Raw genomic sequence first — 15,231 nt, forward strand, 5'->3', positions numbered from 1 at the left:
TGGGCTGATGCCCGACACGATCTTCGCCAACGGACGCCTCTTCGACGGACTCGCCTACCTCGGCGACCACGCCGTCGGCGTACGCGGCCACACCATCCACTCCGTCGGCCCGTTGGAGACGGTCCGTGAGGAGATGTCCGTCGGTGGCGGCCCCGTCGAGGAGTTCGACGCCGAGGGCGGGTTGATCCTCCCGGCCTTCCACGACGCCCACGTGCACCCGATGGTCGGCGGGCTCGAGCTGCGCAACGGCCTGCTCACCGACTGCGACAGCGCCGACGCCTGCCTGGAGCGCATCCAGACCCTGGTCGAGGACTCCGACGCCGGTCGCGACGACTGGCTGCGCGCCGGGGGCTGGTCGCTCGAGCACTTCGACCAGCACACCGGTCCGACCGCCGAGATGCTCGACCGTGTCTGCCCGGACCGGCCGGCGTTCCTGCCGAGCAACGACCACCACAACGCGTGGGTCAACACCAGCGCGTTGGAGCTCGCAGGCATCGACAAGGACACGCCCGACCCGCCGGACGGCTGGATCGAGCGCGACGACGACGGCAACCCGACCGGCACGCTGCGCGAGGCCGCGGCCCTGCTCGTGCACGACCTCGTCGACGTCGGCCGGCAGGAGCGCGCCGACGCCCTGCGCGACGCCCAGTCCTTCCTGCACTCCTGGGGCATCGTCGGCTGGCAGGACGCCCTGGTAGGCGGGTACGCCAACCTCGAGGACCCCACCCAGGCCTACCTCGACCTGGTCGACACCGGCGACCTGACGGCCCGCGTACGCCTCGCGCTGTTCTGGGACCGCCACCAGGGCGTCGAGCAGATCGAGGCGCTCAAGGCAGAGCGGGAGCGGCTCGCCGCGGCCGGGCTCGACGCCGGCTCGGTGAAGCTGATGGTCGACGGGGTCTCGGAGACCTTCACCATGGCGGTCGACGAGCCGTATCTCGGCGGCGCCCGCTGCCCGTGCGAGGGAGGGGAGCGGGGTCTGGCGTTCATGGGCCCGCAGCAGCTGCAGGACGCCGTCATCGCCCTGGACGCGGCCGGCTTCCAGGCCCACTTCCACGCCCTCGGCGACCGGGCCGTCCGCACCTCGCTCGACGCGATCGCCGCGGCCCGACGGCAGAACGGCTGGAGCCCGCAGCGGCACCAGCTCGCGCACCTGCAGCTCGTACGCCCGGAGGACCGCACCCGCTTCCGCACCCTCGGGGCGATCGCGAACGTCGAGGGCATGTGGGCGCGCGCCAACACCCCGGCGGTGCAGATGGTGAAGCCCTACCTCGACGAGGAGCGGCTGGGCTGGCAGTACCCCTTCGCCGACATCGTCGGCACGGGCGCGCTGGTCGCCGGCGGCTCGGACTGGCCGATCAACCCGCCTGAGCCCATGGAAGCCGTGCACGTGCTCGTCAACCGCTCCTCGCGACGCACGGACGAGTCCGAGGAGGAGCCGCCGATGGGTGAGGATCAGGCGCTGAGCCTGACGTACGCCCTGCAGGCCTACACCTCGGGTGCCGCGCACGCGAACCACTTCGAGGACTCCGGCAACATCCGCGTCGGCGCCTCGGCGGACATCGTCGTGCTCGACGAGGATCCCTTCGACGCCCACGAGGACCACATCGGACGCGCCGACCCGGTGGGGGCCTGGTCGCGGGGCGACCGGGTCTTCACGAGGGACTGACCCTCACGGTCCGCCGACGAGGTGACGCTGCAGGGTCGGGGCGACCTGCGCGATCAGCACGTCGGTCGAGGCGGCTTGCAGCACCTCGAGTGCCACGACGTGTCGGGCCATCACCAGCCCGAGCACCTGCGACATCGCCAGGGATGCGCGCAGCTCCGCGTCGTTCTGCTCGCCGGCCCCGCCGGCGACGGCTGACGCGAGCGGGAGCAGCACCGTCGCGGTGATCCGGTCCCGGATCATCGCGGCCGCGTGGGGGTGGCTGGCCGCGGACCGCACCATGCCCTCGATGACGGCGCGGCGCGCGGGGTCGTCGAGAGCTTCGAGGACGACTCGCGCAAGACGCTCGCCGACCTCGCGAGGTCCGCCCGACGTGACGTGCGGGATCACGACCGCGGGGTCCAGTGGCAGATCCATGACCTGCGCGAAGAGCTCCTGCTTGGAGCCGAAGAAGTAGCCGATGAGCGCCTGGTCGACCCCGGCGCGGTGGGCGATGCCGCGCATCGTGGCGGTGTCGAAGCCGACGTCGCCGAAGAGTGCGCGGGCGGCCTTCGCGATGTCGTCGCGGGCGGTGCTGGATGCCCCTCGACGCCCGGCGCGACTGGTGCGGCTCATGAGCGCAGGCTACGCAGCGTGAGCCGGTCTGGCGCACGCCCTTGACGTGGAGACGTCCGAAGCAGATATTCAACGTATGATGAATAACGACGAAGCGGCGGGTGCCGCCGTGGAGATCCGCGCCCTGACGGTGGTGCGGGCGCAGCGCACCGTGCTCTGCGACCTCGACCTGGAGATCCGCTCGGGGGTGACCGGTCTGCTCGGGCCGTCCGGGTGCGGCAAGTCCACGCTGCTGCGGTCGATCGTGGGCGTCCAACGGGTGGCCTCGGGAAGTGTGCGCGTCCTGGGCGCGCCGGCGGGCGCCCCGGCGTTGCGCGATCGCGTCGGCTACGTGACCCAGGCCGCGAGCGTGTACGACGACCTCACGGTCGCGGAGAACCTGCGGTTCTTCGCTCGCGTCCTGCGCGCGGCGCCGGCAGCGGCGGATCGAGTGATGGGCGCTGTCGCCCTCGACGAACAGCGCGACCAGGTGGTCGGCCGCCTCTCGGGCGGGCAGCGGTCACGCGTGAGCCTCGCCGTCGCGCTGCTGGGTGAGCCCGAGCTGCTCGTGCTCGACGAACCGACGGTGGGCCTCGACCCGGTGCTGCGGTTGGAGCTGTGGGACCTGTTCCACCGTCTGGCCGCCGATGGTGCGACGGTGCTCGTCTCCAGTCACGTCATGGACGAGGCCGAGCGCTGCGATCGGCTGGTGCTGATGCGGGACGGCGCCGTGCTCGCCCACGACACCCCGGACGCGATCAGGGCAGGCACAGGGTCTGAGGACATCGAGTCGGCCTTCCTGACGATGGTCGGCGAGGCGGCGGCATGACCGCGATGTGGAGTCCCGGGATCACGCTGGCTGTGGCGGTGCGCGTGGTGGCACAGCTGCGACGCGATGCCCGGACCGCGGCGATGCTGCTGCTCGTGCCGACGCTGATCGTGACGCTGCTGTGGTGGATGTACTCCGACCAGGACCCGCGGGTCTTCTCCCGTCTCGGGCCGGCCTTGCTCGCGATCATCCCGTTCATCGTGATGTTCCTCGTGGCCAGCGTCACCACGCTCCGCGAGCGCAGCAGCGGGACCCTGGAGCGACTCCTCGCCATGCCGATGGGCAAGCTGGATTTCCTGCTCGGCTACCTTCTCGCCTTCGCCGGCGTCGCCGCCGCTCAGGCGTCGATGGCCGTCGCCGTCTCGGTGTGGCTGCTCGACCTGCAGGTCGCCGGTCCGGTCTGGCTCCTGCTGGTCGTGGCGGTCGGCGACGCCGTGCTCGGCACGGCCCTCGGGTTGTTCGTCAGCGCATACGCCGACAGCGAGTTCCAGGCCGTGCAGTTCATGCCGCTGGTCGTCGTGCCTCAGATCCTGCTCTGCGGTCTGCTGGTGCCGCGCGACCAGCTGCCATCGGTGCTGGGCTCACTGAGCGACGTGCTGCCGCTGTCGTACGCCACCGACGCGATGACAGCACTCACGGCCGGCGCCGACGTCGCCGCGCCGCTCGCCGACCTGGCCGTCGTGACGGCGTTCGCCCTCGGCGTCCTCGTGCTGGGTGCGGCGACGCTCCGCCGGCGCACCGCGTGAGGCAGGGATGGGGGTTCGGTCGATGACCTCCACGAGCACCCCGGGCGTACGCATCGAGTCCACCGGCGGCGCCGACACCCCCCCCGCTCGACAGCCTGAACCTGTGGGTGCTTGCCCGCCGAGCCGCGCCCCAGCTCGTGGTCGCCCGCGTCATCGGGGTCACCGTCGGTGTGGGCACTTCGATCGCGATGTGCGCCGACCTCGTCGTCATGAGCCCGCCACCCACCTGAAGAACGCGTCCGAGGGCGATCGGTCTGATGCCCGACGGGGGAGCGACGGTGTACCTGCCGGCGATCCTCGGACGCGGCAAGGCCATGGCGGTCGCGATCGTCGGCGACCGGACACGGCCGCGGAGTGCGGGCGGCTCGGCATCGCCTCACGCGTCATCGACGCCGTCGCGCCGGCCGACCTCGCTGGGCCCCCGACGTCGAGGGGGCGCAGCGTTCCGCGAGCAGCGCGACTCGACATTCCAGGGACGGTGACGGGACGAGCCCGGACCGCTGCTGCGGTCCGGGCTCGCCGACAGGTGGTCCGACCCGAGGATCAGGCCTCGATCTGCGCGGCCTCGCTCTCGCGGGCAGGCAGGCCGGCGACCTCGATCTTGCGCGGCTTCGCCTTCTCGGCGACCGGCACGACCAGGCGCAGCACGCCGGCGTCGTAGGAGGCCTCGATGCGCTCGAGGTCGAGGTTGTCGCCGAGCACCAGCTGGCGGCTGAAGACGCCGGTCGGGCGCTCGGAGGCCAGGCGCTCCCAGTCGCCGTTGCGGGCGACGCGCTCAGCGCGCACGGTCAGCACGTTGCGCTCGACGTCGATGTCGAGGGACTCGGTGCTGACGCCGGGGAGGTCGAGCTCGAGCACGAGGCGGTCGCCCTCACGCCAGGCGTCCATCGGCATGACCGCGGGACGGTTGGTGGTGCCGGTCAGCTGGGCGGCGAGCCGGTCGAACTCACGGAAGGGGTCGGTGGGACGGAGCAGCATGGGGTTTCCTCCTCACGGGTGCGGCACGAGCCGCGGTGGATGGGGACGAGGACGCCGGAGCGGCCTCGTATCTGTATCAACAGTTATAGGTTGTCGATATTCCAGATGCAAGGGAAACTGACCAGGTGTCTGCAGGATCCGACGACGGGGTGTACGCGATCAGCGTCGCCGCCCGCCTGGTGCGCATGGAGGTGCAGAACCTCCGCGTGTACGAGCGCCGCGGCCTCCTGGCGCCCGACCGCACTGCAGGCGGCACGCGGCTGTACTCCGAGGACGACCTCGCGGTGCTGCACCGCATCCGTGACCTGCTCGAGGAGGGGCTGAACCTCGCCGGCATCGCCCGGGTGCTGGCGCTCGAGGAGCGCGTACGCCACCTCGAGCACCAGCTCGCTCGCCGGCCCGGGCACCGGGGTGATTGATCCGCGCTCAGCGGCGCTCGGGGTCCTCGGACTGCGTCGGGACGTCCTCGACGAGCACGTCCGCGGGGTCTCCCGACGGGGCCGGTGCCTCCTGGTGCGGTGAGCCCTCGGCGGCGTCGTACTCACCGGCCGCGGCGGCGCCGGAGTCGTCCGAGGTCGCCCGTGCTTCCTCGGCGTCGTCGATGCGACCGGTGAGGTCCTGGTTGTCGTCGTGCTCGGCCATGCGGTGCTCCTCGGGGTGGGTGCGGTGCCCGCGGGGAGCGCGGGCCAGGCGTGCACTACCCATGCGTACGACCGACGACGCGGCCGACGACGCGGTTGGTCTAGGACTCCGAGGCGTTCCGCTCCGCCCGGCGGGCGCGGAAGCGCTCGCCGGCGTCCTTGACCCCGAGCGCGAGCACGGCGGCGATCGCGACGCTGAAGCCGATGCGTACGGCCGGGTGGTCACGCGACACGTCGACGAGCAGCACGAGACCCGCGATCAGGACCAGCAGGGCGAGGGCGAGCGTGCCGTAGAAGCGGCCCGCGGGCGTCGGTGGGGAGTGCGGCTCTCTCGTCACGTGCCAAGGATGCCGGAACGCCGCCACGTCGACGGGCAGGTGGGCTCTCACGCGTCGTTGAGGAGCACTTCCTTCGGCCGCAGGTGTTGCAGCACGGTGACGTCTCGCCACCAGGTGAGGTCGGGGTGCTGACTTCCCGTGCGGTGCAGGTGCTGCAGCGCCTGCTCGGCGAGGTCGATGCCGACGACGTGCTGGGGTGGGGTGCGGACCAGCTCGGTGGCGAAGGGGATGTCGCGACCGTCCTCGAGCGTCTGACGGAACGTCTTGTCCTCAGGCTTCGCGGAGGACTGGAGCGCGATCCACCTGCCCTGGTCGTTGGTGCCGATGACGATCATCTGACCGGCTGCGTCGCCACCGACGGCAAGGCGGTGAGGGCCCCGCCAGAGCATGAGGAGGGTGCGGTCGCGGCCGTCCAGCCGGTGCAGGGCGTCGCGCAGGGTCTCCCAGGCCGGGTCGACGGCCTCGAAGTCGTGCTCCGTGGTCGTCCACAGAGCCAAGTGGTCGACCTTGTCCCCGCGTTGCGGATGCGCGGCCGAGGGAGGGGCGCCGACCGCGGTGGACAGGCGCGCACTCCACTGCGCGCGGCTGGTCATGGCGTTGACCGGGATCTGGCAGCCGAAGAAGGCAGCGAACCAGACGAGAGCCGACGTGCCGTCCTCGGTGAGGGGGACCACGATCGCGGCCCCGGCGACCGCGACCACGATGACCACGGGCCAGCGGAACCGGCCCGGCAGGAGATAGGTCGCAGCGGAGATCGCGGCCGCTGCCGCGAAGATGCCCGCGACCAGCAGCGGGTCGGCCCCGTTCAGCAGCGGGAGGACGACCGCGATGCCGACCGCCACCACGAAGAGGCCGGTCTCGACGACCGTGGATCGACGGATGCGGCCCTGGATGCGGTCGTAACGCGTGGCACCGTCAGGGACGCTCGTCATGCCGCGACTCTAATCCCGTCCAGCCCTTCCACGCCCCTTCCACGCCCCGTCACAGGCCGAGGAGCTCACCCTGCTCGGCCCCGTCGATGGCCCTGTCGCCGGCGGCGGTGACCGCGACCCCGCTGCCCTGGGAGCCCCAGTCCTCCCGGAAGGCTGTCCACGGTCGTCCCATGGCGTCGGCCTGGTGCCTTCCTGAGAGAACTCTCGGACCGGCGGGGTCGAGCTGCTCCATGACACGCCCCGTGTTGCCCGCGACGCCGGCGACGCCGCCCTTGAGGGATGCCTCGTTGAGGTTCACCGAACCGTCGGAGATGAGCTGCTCGGTCGTCGACCCCGTGAAGCCCGCCCCGAAGTCGACGGTCGTCTCGGTGAGCGCTCGCGTCGCCGTGGCGTTCAGCCGGCTGCCGACGATGTCTTCGGCGTAGTTCGCGGCGCGTCCGCCGTACTGACTGGCGGAGCCTGCGACCGCCCCGCCGGCGAACGAGCCGAGCAGCCCCCGGACGGAGCTGTTGCGGCCGTTCTGCGCCACGTAGCTGGCCATGTTCGCCGTCCCGTCGACGGCGGCGTTGATGGCCACCCGCCTGCCCACCGACATGGCGGCGTTGCGGGCGAGCGCGGTGCCGACCCCGGCGCCGACGCCTCCCGCGATGGTGGAGACCGCCGCCTGCTTCCAGTTCACCTCGCCGGTCGTGGCCTTCTGGATGCCGACGTCGATGCCACCCGAGATCAGCGCCATGCCGGCGGGCCCGCCGACTCCCGTGGCGACCAGGGCGACCCCGCCCGCGACCGCGGCGACCGCGACGGCGTACTCCCAGTTGTCCTTGGCGAACTCTCCGACGGCGTCGGCCGCCTTGAAGATCGGTGCCCGGTTCGCCTCGCGGTAGGCCTGCAGCTCGGCGTCGCTCACCGGCGACAGCCCGAGAGGGTCCAGCGCGTGCAACGGGTCGTTGCCGGCGTACGCGTAGGGGTTGCCGGCCCACCCGGCACCGAGCACGGGCGGGAGGGGGTCGGGGGAGAGGAAGCTGCGCGTCGCCGGGTCGTACGCGCGGGCGTGCAGCCACTCCAGGCCGTCGAGGAGCAGCTCGCCGGCGGCGGTCAGCGACGCCGGTCCCGGTCCGGAGACGGCATCGGGCTGCCACGGGTCGGAGCCGTCGCCGGTGGCGGTGGGCCGCCACGACGGTGACTGCCAGCGTCCGTCGACACCGTGCAGCGGGCCGGCGGCGACGACAGGTGCGTCGCCGAGCTCGAGCAGGGCGTGCCAGGGGTCGGTGGGGTCCCACCACACGGGGGTGCCGTCGATGTCGGCGAGCTCGCCGAGCGCGTCCACGGAGAGCTCGCGCGTACGCCGTGCACCGTCGGCGCCGACCGTGACGACCCGTGCGAGCAGTCCGTCGACGCTCCAGGCGTACTCGGTGGCGGAGCCGTCGGGACGGCGGTCGGCCACGCGGCGACCGGCGGCGTCGTAGACGTGCGTGGTGACCTCGCCGTCGGTCTCGGTGCTCACGAGCTGTCCGGCGGCGTCGAAGGTCCGGTGGCACATGGTGCGGTGCGGGTCCTCGTGCGGGCCGGCCTCGTCGCGGGTCTCGGCGACGAGACGCCCGGCGGCGTCGTAGCGGAAGCGCGTACGAACGCCGTCCTGCCGGACGCCGACGAGCTGCCCGGCGGCATCGAAGTCGTAGGAGTCGACCGCGTCACCGGTGCGACGCACCGCTGTGACGCGGCCGTCGGAGTCGCGCTCGAGCCAGGTCATCGCACCGGGGTCGGACGCGGTGGCGCCGGTGACCACGGAGGCGAGCCAGCCGTCCTCGAAGCGCCACTCGTGGCGGCGGCCGCCCCCGGCGGTCTCCCGGGCGCTGACGACCCGGCCGGCCGCGTCGCGGGTCAGCTCGATCGCGCCGAGCAGCGGGTGCTCCACACGGCCCACCCGACCGTCCGAGCCGTACGCACGCTGCGTGGTCGTCCCGTCCGGACGGGTCACGCCCGTGGTGCGGCCGTCGGCGTCGTAGGTCCAGGAGACCCCGGCCCCGTCCCGGCTCCGGGAGAGGAGCAGGCCGCGCGGGTCGAAGGACAGCTCGTGGTCGCGGGTGCCGCGGGTGCCCGACTCCGTCAGCCGCAGCCGCCGTCCGGTGATGTCGCGGGCGACGTGCACGGTGGTGGCGTCACCGTCCGCGCCGATCGCGGAACGGCTCGCCTCCCGGCCCGACGCGTCATGGGTCCAGGCCGTGCGAGCCCCGGTCGCGTCGACGTGCTCGACGAGACGACCGGCGGCGTCGTACGCCCACGTGCGCGTACGCCCCAGCGGGTCGGTCTCGGCGACCAGACGGCCGACGGCGTCGAAGCTGCGTTCCGTCCGCGCCCCGAGCGGGTCGATCACGGCACCGACCCGACCGAGCGCGTCGAGCTCGAAGTGCGTCGTGCCGCCGTTCGCGTCGGTCGCGGAGCTCAGGCGGCCGGCGGCGTCGTAGCCGAACTGTCGACGCCCGCACGTCGGGTCGGACAGAGCGGTGACGCGTCCCACCGCGTCGCGCTCGAATCTGGTGGTGCCGACACCGGGTTGCGTGCGTCGTACGACCCGCCCCATCGCGTCGTGGCTCCACGTGCTCACCTCGCCGGTGGGTGAGACGACCTTCTCTAGCCGGCCGTGGTCGCCGTGCACGAAGGTCTCGACCGCGTCGGTGTCGTCCTGCGCAGTGGTGATGCGCGTCGCGAGACGACCGCAGGCGTCGTACGCCCACCGCGTCACCACGCCCGCGGGGCTCGTGACCGAGGTGACCCTGCCGGCGGCGTCGCGCGTCAGGAGCGTGGACCCGCCGACCTCGTCGACGACCTCGACGACACGGCCGCAGCGGTCGTGGCGGCGGAGCTCGGTCGAGCCGTCGGGGCGCACTTCCGCGACCACCCGGCCGAGCACGTCCAGGCGGGTGGTGGTCGCGAGCAGCGCGTCGGAGACGGTGACGGTGCTGGGGTCCGCACCGCTGCCGCGGCGGGTCTCGACGTGGCGGCTCACCGCGGTGGGGTCGATGATCCGCGACAGCGCCCCGGTCGCGTCGTGGTCGCGTCGCCAGGTGCCCCCGGCCGGATCGGTGATCTCGGTCAGCCGGGAGAGGGCGTCGTGGGTGTAGCGCCACGTCGAGCCGTCCGGCAGCTCGACCGAGGCCAGCTGCCCGAGGTCGTCGTAGCGCTGCGTCGTCCCCTGACCGAGCGGGTCGATCACCCGGGCCACGTCACCGGCCTCGTCGTGCTCGACGGCGGTGCGAGCCCCCATGGGATCGACGACCGCGGCGAGTCGGCCACCGACGGTGTGCTCGTGGGCCCAGACCGCCCCGTCGGGATCGAGGCGCTCGGCCAGCAGCCCCGCCGGTCCGTAGCGGTAGGCCGTGCGGTCGCCCGCGGGGGAGACCGCCGCAGTGACACGGCCGAGGTCGTCGCGCTCGAGGCGTGCCGTACGCCCCTCGGCGTCGGTCGTCGCGACCAGGTCGCCGTGCCCGTCGTGGGTGAAGGCCACGCGCACGCCGGTCGGGTCGACGACCTCGCGCAGGAGGCCGTCGCGCCAGGTGAAGGAGCTGATGCCGCCCTCGCCGTCGATGAGCCGAGCGGGGTGGCGCTCCGTGCGTCCTTCGGCGTCGTCGTACTCCAACCGCGTGGCGCCGAGCTCCTCGGCCCCGCGCCTGACGGTCACGGAGATGAGTCGGTCGTGCTCGTCCCAGCCCCAGTGCAGGTCGGCCCCCTCCGGGGTCTGCGCTCGCACCAGGCGGCCGCGGTCGTCGTACGCGCTGACGGTGACGGCACCGTCGCGCTCGGTGTGCATGACGGGGTTGCCGTGCCGGTCGTACGCCGTGGACTGCCGGTGGTCGTGGGCGTCGACGACGCCGACGAGGCGGCCCTTGGAGTCCGCGATCCAGGTGTTGGACCGGGTGCCGTCGGCGTCGGAGACGACCGTGACGCGGCCGTTGAGGTACGCGTACCGCGTCAGGCGTCCGTGGGGTGAGCGCTGCGTCGCGACCCGGCCGGCCTCGTCGTAGGTGTTCTCCACCTCCACGACGCCGTCGGGGTCGGTGACCGCACGCAGCAGCCCTGCGTCGTCCCAGACGTACGTCCGGACCGCGCCTCCGGGCAGGGTGACCTCGCGCAGCCGGCCTGCGTCGTCGTAGTCGTGGACGACGGTGCGGCCGTCGCTGCTGCGCGCGGCGACGATGCGGCTGCCGGTGCCCGGGATGTCGTCCCACTCGAGGTCCAGGTGGCGTCCACGGGCGTGCGTGAGGCGTACGAGCCGTGCCTCGCGACTGTGCTCCTGCCAGGTGGCGGTCACTGCGGCCCCGGGCCCTCGGGAGATCTCGACGAGGCGGCCGGCGCTGTCGAAGCGCCACCGTCCGCCGGCGTTGTCGCTCATGAGGTGACCGGTGCCCTCGGCGTCGAGCCAGTGGTTGCCGTCGGTGGCGCGACCCCACCCCTCGCCGGCGGAGGGGAAGTGGATCTCGCGGCCCTCGGGCAGGCGTACGCGGGCGACCTCGTCCTCGAGGGTGAGGCCTGCCTCGGCCCAGGTCGACCAGCCCGGCCCGAAGGCGCCGACGACGGCATCGGGGAGGACGACGGAGTTGTACGTGCGCTGCCACGCCAGGTCGCCGCATCCGCCGGTGAAGCCCAGGTCGATCTCGTGGTGGACGAAGTTGCCGGTCGCGGTGTTGACGGGGTCGTCGGCGTAGCCGGAGGTGGGTGGTTCACCGATGGCGACGGCCGGCGGGATGTCGAGGTCCTCACGGCTGGCGTCGACACCCGCCCGGTTCAGCGCCTCGGCCAGGGCCGAGTCCGGGAGCGTGGAGACGTCCCCGGAGCTGCCGGCGGCCCGGAAGGCGACGCCGATGGCCGCGGCCCACCGGGCGTCGGCATGGTTGGCCTCGCCGAACTTCGAGAAGGCGAGGACGACGCCGTCGGCGTGGAGCGTCCCCCACTCGGAGCCGTCGTTGAAGGCGTCCAGGTCCGAGGCGACCGCCGAGCGCCGGCGATCGAGCGTGTCCGCGTCGGCGTGCGCGCGCGTCGAGAAGTCCTGCAGATCCTCGGGACGGGCGGAGGTCGTGCCGCCGCCCCACCCGCCGCCGGCAGCGCCCGGGGTGGGCGCCTCGCGGGGTGCTGCCGGAGGTTGAGGGACGGACTCGGGCATCGGTGGGTCGGGCGGCCCTGGCGGAGGCTGCTCGTGGTCGGAGAACGCGAGACCGAACGTGGCGTTGTGTGCGAGGCCCTTGAGGTCGCCGGAGAGGGACTCCTTCTCGCGGTACCACGCACGAGCCTCCTCGCGCCGCTGCTGCTCGGCCTCGGCCTTTCCCCGCAGGCCCTGCGCCTTGCCCGCCATGTCGCGCAGCGCTGCCGCGAGCTGGTCGGCGTCGCCGCGGGCGGTCGTCGCGTTCGACTGGAACAGCCGTGCGAAGGCACCACGGAACTCGACGCAGGCCGTGGTGACCGACGATGCCCAGCGTTGCGCGTGGTCCTCGACGTCGCCGGCGACGCTGTTGCAGGTCGCGATCAGCGCATCGGCTGCTTCGAAGTCGAACGGGACGTCGTGCTCGTTCCCACCCCAACCCATCGATCAGACCCCCAGGAGTAGCTCGGAGGTCGGTGTCCCGCGCGATGCGGGACACCGACCACGGATGTCAGGTCAGGAGCCGCCGCCGGCGGAGAAGATGTCGGTGCTGATGCGCTGGAGCTGGTCACGCAGCTGCTCGAGCTCTTCCTTGGCCTTGTCCAGGGCGGACTTGGTCTCGGGCCAGGTCGAGCCGCGGAACCGCTCGGCCAGGGGGCCGTCCCAGACGTTGGGGTCGCTCAAGGTTCGGCCCTGGGAGTCGAGCTGGGTGATCTGGTCGGTGAAGCCGCCGTTGATGATCGACTGCATCTGCTGGATGGCCTGCTTGGCCTGCTCGGTGGAGAGCACACGGGACATGTCGGATTCCGCCTTCCGCGCCTGATCGGGGGCGCTTGGTGTGTCGGGCCAGACCGGTCGGTGCGGCCGGTCGAGCGGCAGCGTACTGACGGAATCGGTTTCTGCGCAGGTCCCGGCGTGAACTCCTCTCGACTCCCGGGCGAGTCGTCGTGAAAGGTCCGGAACATTCCTGACTCTCGGGACCTCGTCGCGCTATCGGGCTGCCTCAGCGTGCCCGTAGCCGTCGGGCCGCCGCGATCACTGCGGACCCGAGGCCGTCCTCGTCGGTCCGTGGCCAGGAGTCGCCGACGAGGTACGCCGCCTGATCCATGTGATGCCGTGCTGCGTCGGTCGAGCCGGTCGCCAGCAGGTTGGCGGCGGCGGTGACGTGACGCAGCACCGGGTCGAGCTGGGCGTCCTCGAGCCGCTCCCAGGGGCGTCGTGCTCGCTCGACGAACAGCCGCTCGGCAAGGGGAGCCAGCGAGGCATCTGCGTCGGGCCCCACGAGCCGGGGCGAGAGGAGAGCCGGGATCCTCTGCACGGTGAAGTCCGCGCCGGAGCCGGACGGCTGATGGGACGCCGGCAGCTCGCCGGACACGAAGAAGAGCATGCGCAGGATGCCCTCGCCGTCGTGTCCGGCCGGGTCGCATCCGGCCGCGAGCACCTCGCCCCACTCGAACCCTGCCGTCTCGACGCAGAAGCGCAGCACCGAGGCGACCAGCAGCCGCTCGCGGCCGTCGATGTCGGACCCGAGGGTCCACGCGAGCGCGTACGTCGCGTCGGCCGCCAGCTCCTCGGGCCGGTCGTGCTGGTCGGCGACCGCGCGGACGACGGCCGGAGCCGTACGCTCCACCCAGTCGAGCACCTGCTCGGCCTGCTCGCGTCGCAGACGGGCGTAGTCGCGGGGAAGATGCGCTCGATCGAGGCGCGCACGGCGCAGCCAGGGCCCCAGATGCACGGTGTCGGAGCCGCGTCCCAGGTCGTCGAGACGACGAGCCAGCGGGCTCGGAGAGAGCGACGGCCACGGTCCGCCGGCCCCCTCACTGTCGCGAACGCTGTCGGGTGGGCTCGCGTGGGGAGCTGTCGAGTCCTGCGCCGTTCTGGCGAGCCGCTCCTCGGGTGTCGGAGGTAGCCGCAGCCGGCGGCGCCGCTCACGGCCCACACGTGCCTCACGCTCTCGGATCCGGCGGCGTGTGCGCCGCATGCGAGCCAGCTCCTCGATCACGGCGTCGAGCGCGGCGTTCACCTCATCGTCTGCCCCGTGGAGAGCCGCGTCGCGCCGCTGCTCGATCATCTCGATCTCGCTGACCGCCTGTTCCGTCTGGCGCGCCCGCAGCAGGTGGGCGGCGCGAGCCGCCGACGAGCCGATCTCGGCGAGGTGGCCCACCTGTCCGTCGTGGCCTGGCCGCTGCTGCGCCAACTGGCCCAGCTGCTCCAGGCGTCGCACCATCCGACGATGCCGTCGGCCGACCCACGCGGCGATCGCGAGCGCGCCGAGCAGGAGCACGACGACTTCGCCGAGGAGCGCGTACACCCGGCCGTTGGACTGCGTGATCGCCATTCCCGGATCGCGGACGACGAGAACAAGGCCGACAACAGCGCCGATGCCGAGGAGAGCCAGCAGTGGATACCTGATCGAGGGCGGCAGCACGTTCACCGGCCGCGTACGCCGCTCCTCACGCCACTGCTGCCACCGCCACCACTGCTGCCGCGCGGCGCCCAGGAGGCGCTTCACGGCGTCATCACGACGTCAGGATAGGTCGATCGTCGCTCGAGGTCGCTCAGGACGCGGTCGTCCCACAGACGGGGAGAAGGTCGCGCGAGGCGTCGACCGAGGCGGGGAGGTCGCGTTCGCGCTCGACGAGGTCGATGTCCAGCGTCTTTGTCATGCGGCAGTACCAGCCTCCCGGGGAGTTCAGGAAGCCGTCATCCGCGAGCGAGTTGCCGTGGGCGACCAGGAGCTCCACGACGGGCACGAGCGAGGCATACGCCGGCGACCGGTGAGACGGACGCCCGTCGCCACGTGCGAGGTCTCGGTCGCCGGGCAGCAGCGACTCCCACGCGCCGACACCGCCATCCCACGCCGGGTCTGCCGCCGCGAGCACAGCGTGCGTGTCGGCCACGCCCCAGTAGGGCTCCAGCAGCTCCCGTGGATCGTCGGTCTCACTGCTCCACAACGCTCGGCCCGAACCGACCGGTGTGTACGCCACCTCGTAGCGGGGCCTCGCGCGGAGCAGTCGTCGTCCGTCGGGCAGGCGCCGCACGCGGAGCCGAGGCGACCCGTCGTCGTGCGCGCCGGTCAGGGGAGACGGGTCCGTCGTTTCTCCAGCCTCGCCGTGGCTTCGGTGTCGCTCGGGGAGCGCATCGCCGGGGAAGAGCGTCGCCCAGCCGTCGCGGACACTGCGCCATCGCTCGTCGGCCGCCCGGATGACGGTCGGACCTTCGTCCCGTCCGATGTGACGTTCGATGATCGACAGAGGCCGGCGCGTACGCAGGACCTGGCCGGGATCGACAGCGCCCACCGGAATCACGGACACCTCGTACGAGGGCCGCTGCAACAGGCGGCCCGCGCTCGTGCGGCGGACACGAACGACCG

At 72.6% G+C, this 15,231-nt stretch carries 13 protein-coding genes; 4 read left to right on the top strand and 9 right to left on the bottom strand.

Going from position 1 to position 15,231, the window contains the following annotated elements; translation table 11 throughout:
• The first annotated feature begins 7 nt into the window (after positions 1-7).
• On the top strand, positions 8-1,669 hold the full coding sequence (locus KLP28_13670; protein QWC84607.1) for an amidohydrolase: 1,662 nt from the start codon (positions 8-10) through the stop codon (positions 1,667-1,669).
• Positions 1,670-1,672: 3 nt separating this feature from the next.
• Here KLP28_13670 and KLP28_13675 read toward each other — a convergent pair whose 3' ends face one another.
• Complete coding sequence (locus KLP28_13675; protein QWC84608.1) at positions 1,673-2,281, bottom strand: TetR family transcriptional regulator; 609 nt, start codon at positions 2,279-2,281, stop codon at positions 1,673-1,675.
• A gap of 76 nt (positions 2,282-2,357) precedes the next feature.
• Here KLP28_13675 and KLP28_13680 point away from each other — a divergent pair, with 76 nt between their 5' ends.
• Positions 2,358-3,089 carry an ABC transporter ATP-binding protein gene (locus KLP28_13680; protein ID QWC86983.1) on the top strand — a complete coding sequence of 244 codons (732 nt, stop codon included), beginning with the start codon at positions 2,358-2,360 and terminating at the stop codon, positions 3,087-3,089.
• Positions 3,090-3,094: 5 nt separating this feature from the next.
• Entirely contained in the window at positions 3,095-3,835 is a 741-nt protein-coding gene (locus KLP28_13685; GenBank protein QWC86984.1) for an ABC transporter permease, read from the top strand.
• A gap of 543 nt (positions 3,836-4,378) precedes the next feature.
• Here KLP28_13685 and KLP28_13690 read toward each other — a convergent pair.
• Positions 4,379-4,813, bottom strand: coding sequence for an Hsp20/alpha crystallin family protein (locus KLP28_13690; GenBank protein QWC84609.1), 435 nt, complete (start codon positions 4,811-4,813; stop codon positions 4,379-4,381).
• A 149-nt stretch (positions 4,814-4,962) separates the two neighbouring features.
• On the opposite strand from KLP28_13690, the gene KLP28_13695 reads away from it, so the two are divergent.
• Positions 4,963-5,232 (top strand): MerR family transcriptional regulator, encoded by a 270-nt coding sequence (locus KLP28_13695; GenBank protein QWC86985.1) that lies wholly within the window; start codon positions 4,963-4,965, stop codon positions 5,230-5,232.
• Between the two features lie 7 nt (positions 5,233-5,239).
• Here KLP28_13695 and KLP28_13700 read toward each other — a convergent pair whose 3' ends face one another.
• The 7 genes from KLP28_13700 to KLP28_13730 form a co-directional block, all read right to left on the bottom strand.
• Positions 5,240-5,455 (bottom strand): hypothetical protein, encoded by a 216-nt coding sequence (locus KLP28_13700; GenBank protein ID QWC84610.1) that lies wholly within the window; start codon positions 5,453-5,455, stop codon positions 5,240-5,242.
• Between the two features lie 100 nt (positions 5,456-5,555).
• Positions 5,556-5,792 (bottom strand): hypothetical protein, encoded by a 237-nt coding sequence (locus tag KLP28_13705; GenBank protein QWC84611.1) that lies wholly within the window; start codon positions 5,790-5,792, stop codon positions 5,556-5,558.
• Between the two features lie 47 nt (positions 5,793-5,839).
• Entirely contained in the window at positions 5,840-6,724 is an 885-nt protein-coding gene (locus KLP28_13710; protein QWC84612.1) for a hypothetical protein, read from the bottom strand.
• 49 nt (positions 6,725-6,773) lie between these two features.
• Complete coding sequence (locus KLP28_13715; protein ID QWC84613.1) at positions 6,774-12,302, bottom strand: hypothetical protein; 5,529 nt, start codon at positions 12,300-12,302, stop codon at positions 6,774-6,776.
• A gap of 72 nt (positions 12,303-12,374) precedes the next feature.
• Positions 12,375-12,656, bottom strand: a complete 282-nt coding sequence (locus KLP28_13720; GenBank protein ID QWC84614.1) for a pyrophosphorylase — start codon at positions 12,654-12,656, stop codon at positions 12,375-12,377.
• Positions 12,657-12,861: 205 nt separating this feature from the next.
• Positions 12,862-14,370 carry a hypothetical protein gene (locus tag KLP28_13725; protein QWC84615.1) on the bottom strand — a complete coding sequence of 503 codons (1,509 nt, stop codon included), beginning with the start codon at positions 14,368-14,370 and terminating at the stop codon, positions 12,862-12,864.
• A 46-nt stretch (positions 14,371-14,416) separates the two neighbouring features.
• A complete protein-coding gene (locus KLP28_13730) occupies positions 14,417-15,166 on the bottom strand; it encodes a hypothetical protein (GenBank protein QWC84616.1) in 750 nt (249 codons plus the stop codon).
• Positions 15,167-15,231: the final 65 nt, after the last annotated feature.

The sequence above is a fragment of the Nocardioidaceae bacterium genome, from assembly GCA_018672315.1.
Classification (GTDB): domain Bacteria; phylum Actinomycetota; class Actinomycetes; order Propionibacteriales; family Nocardioidaceae; genus TYQ2.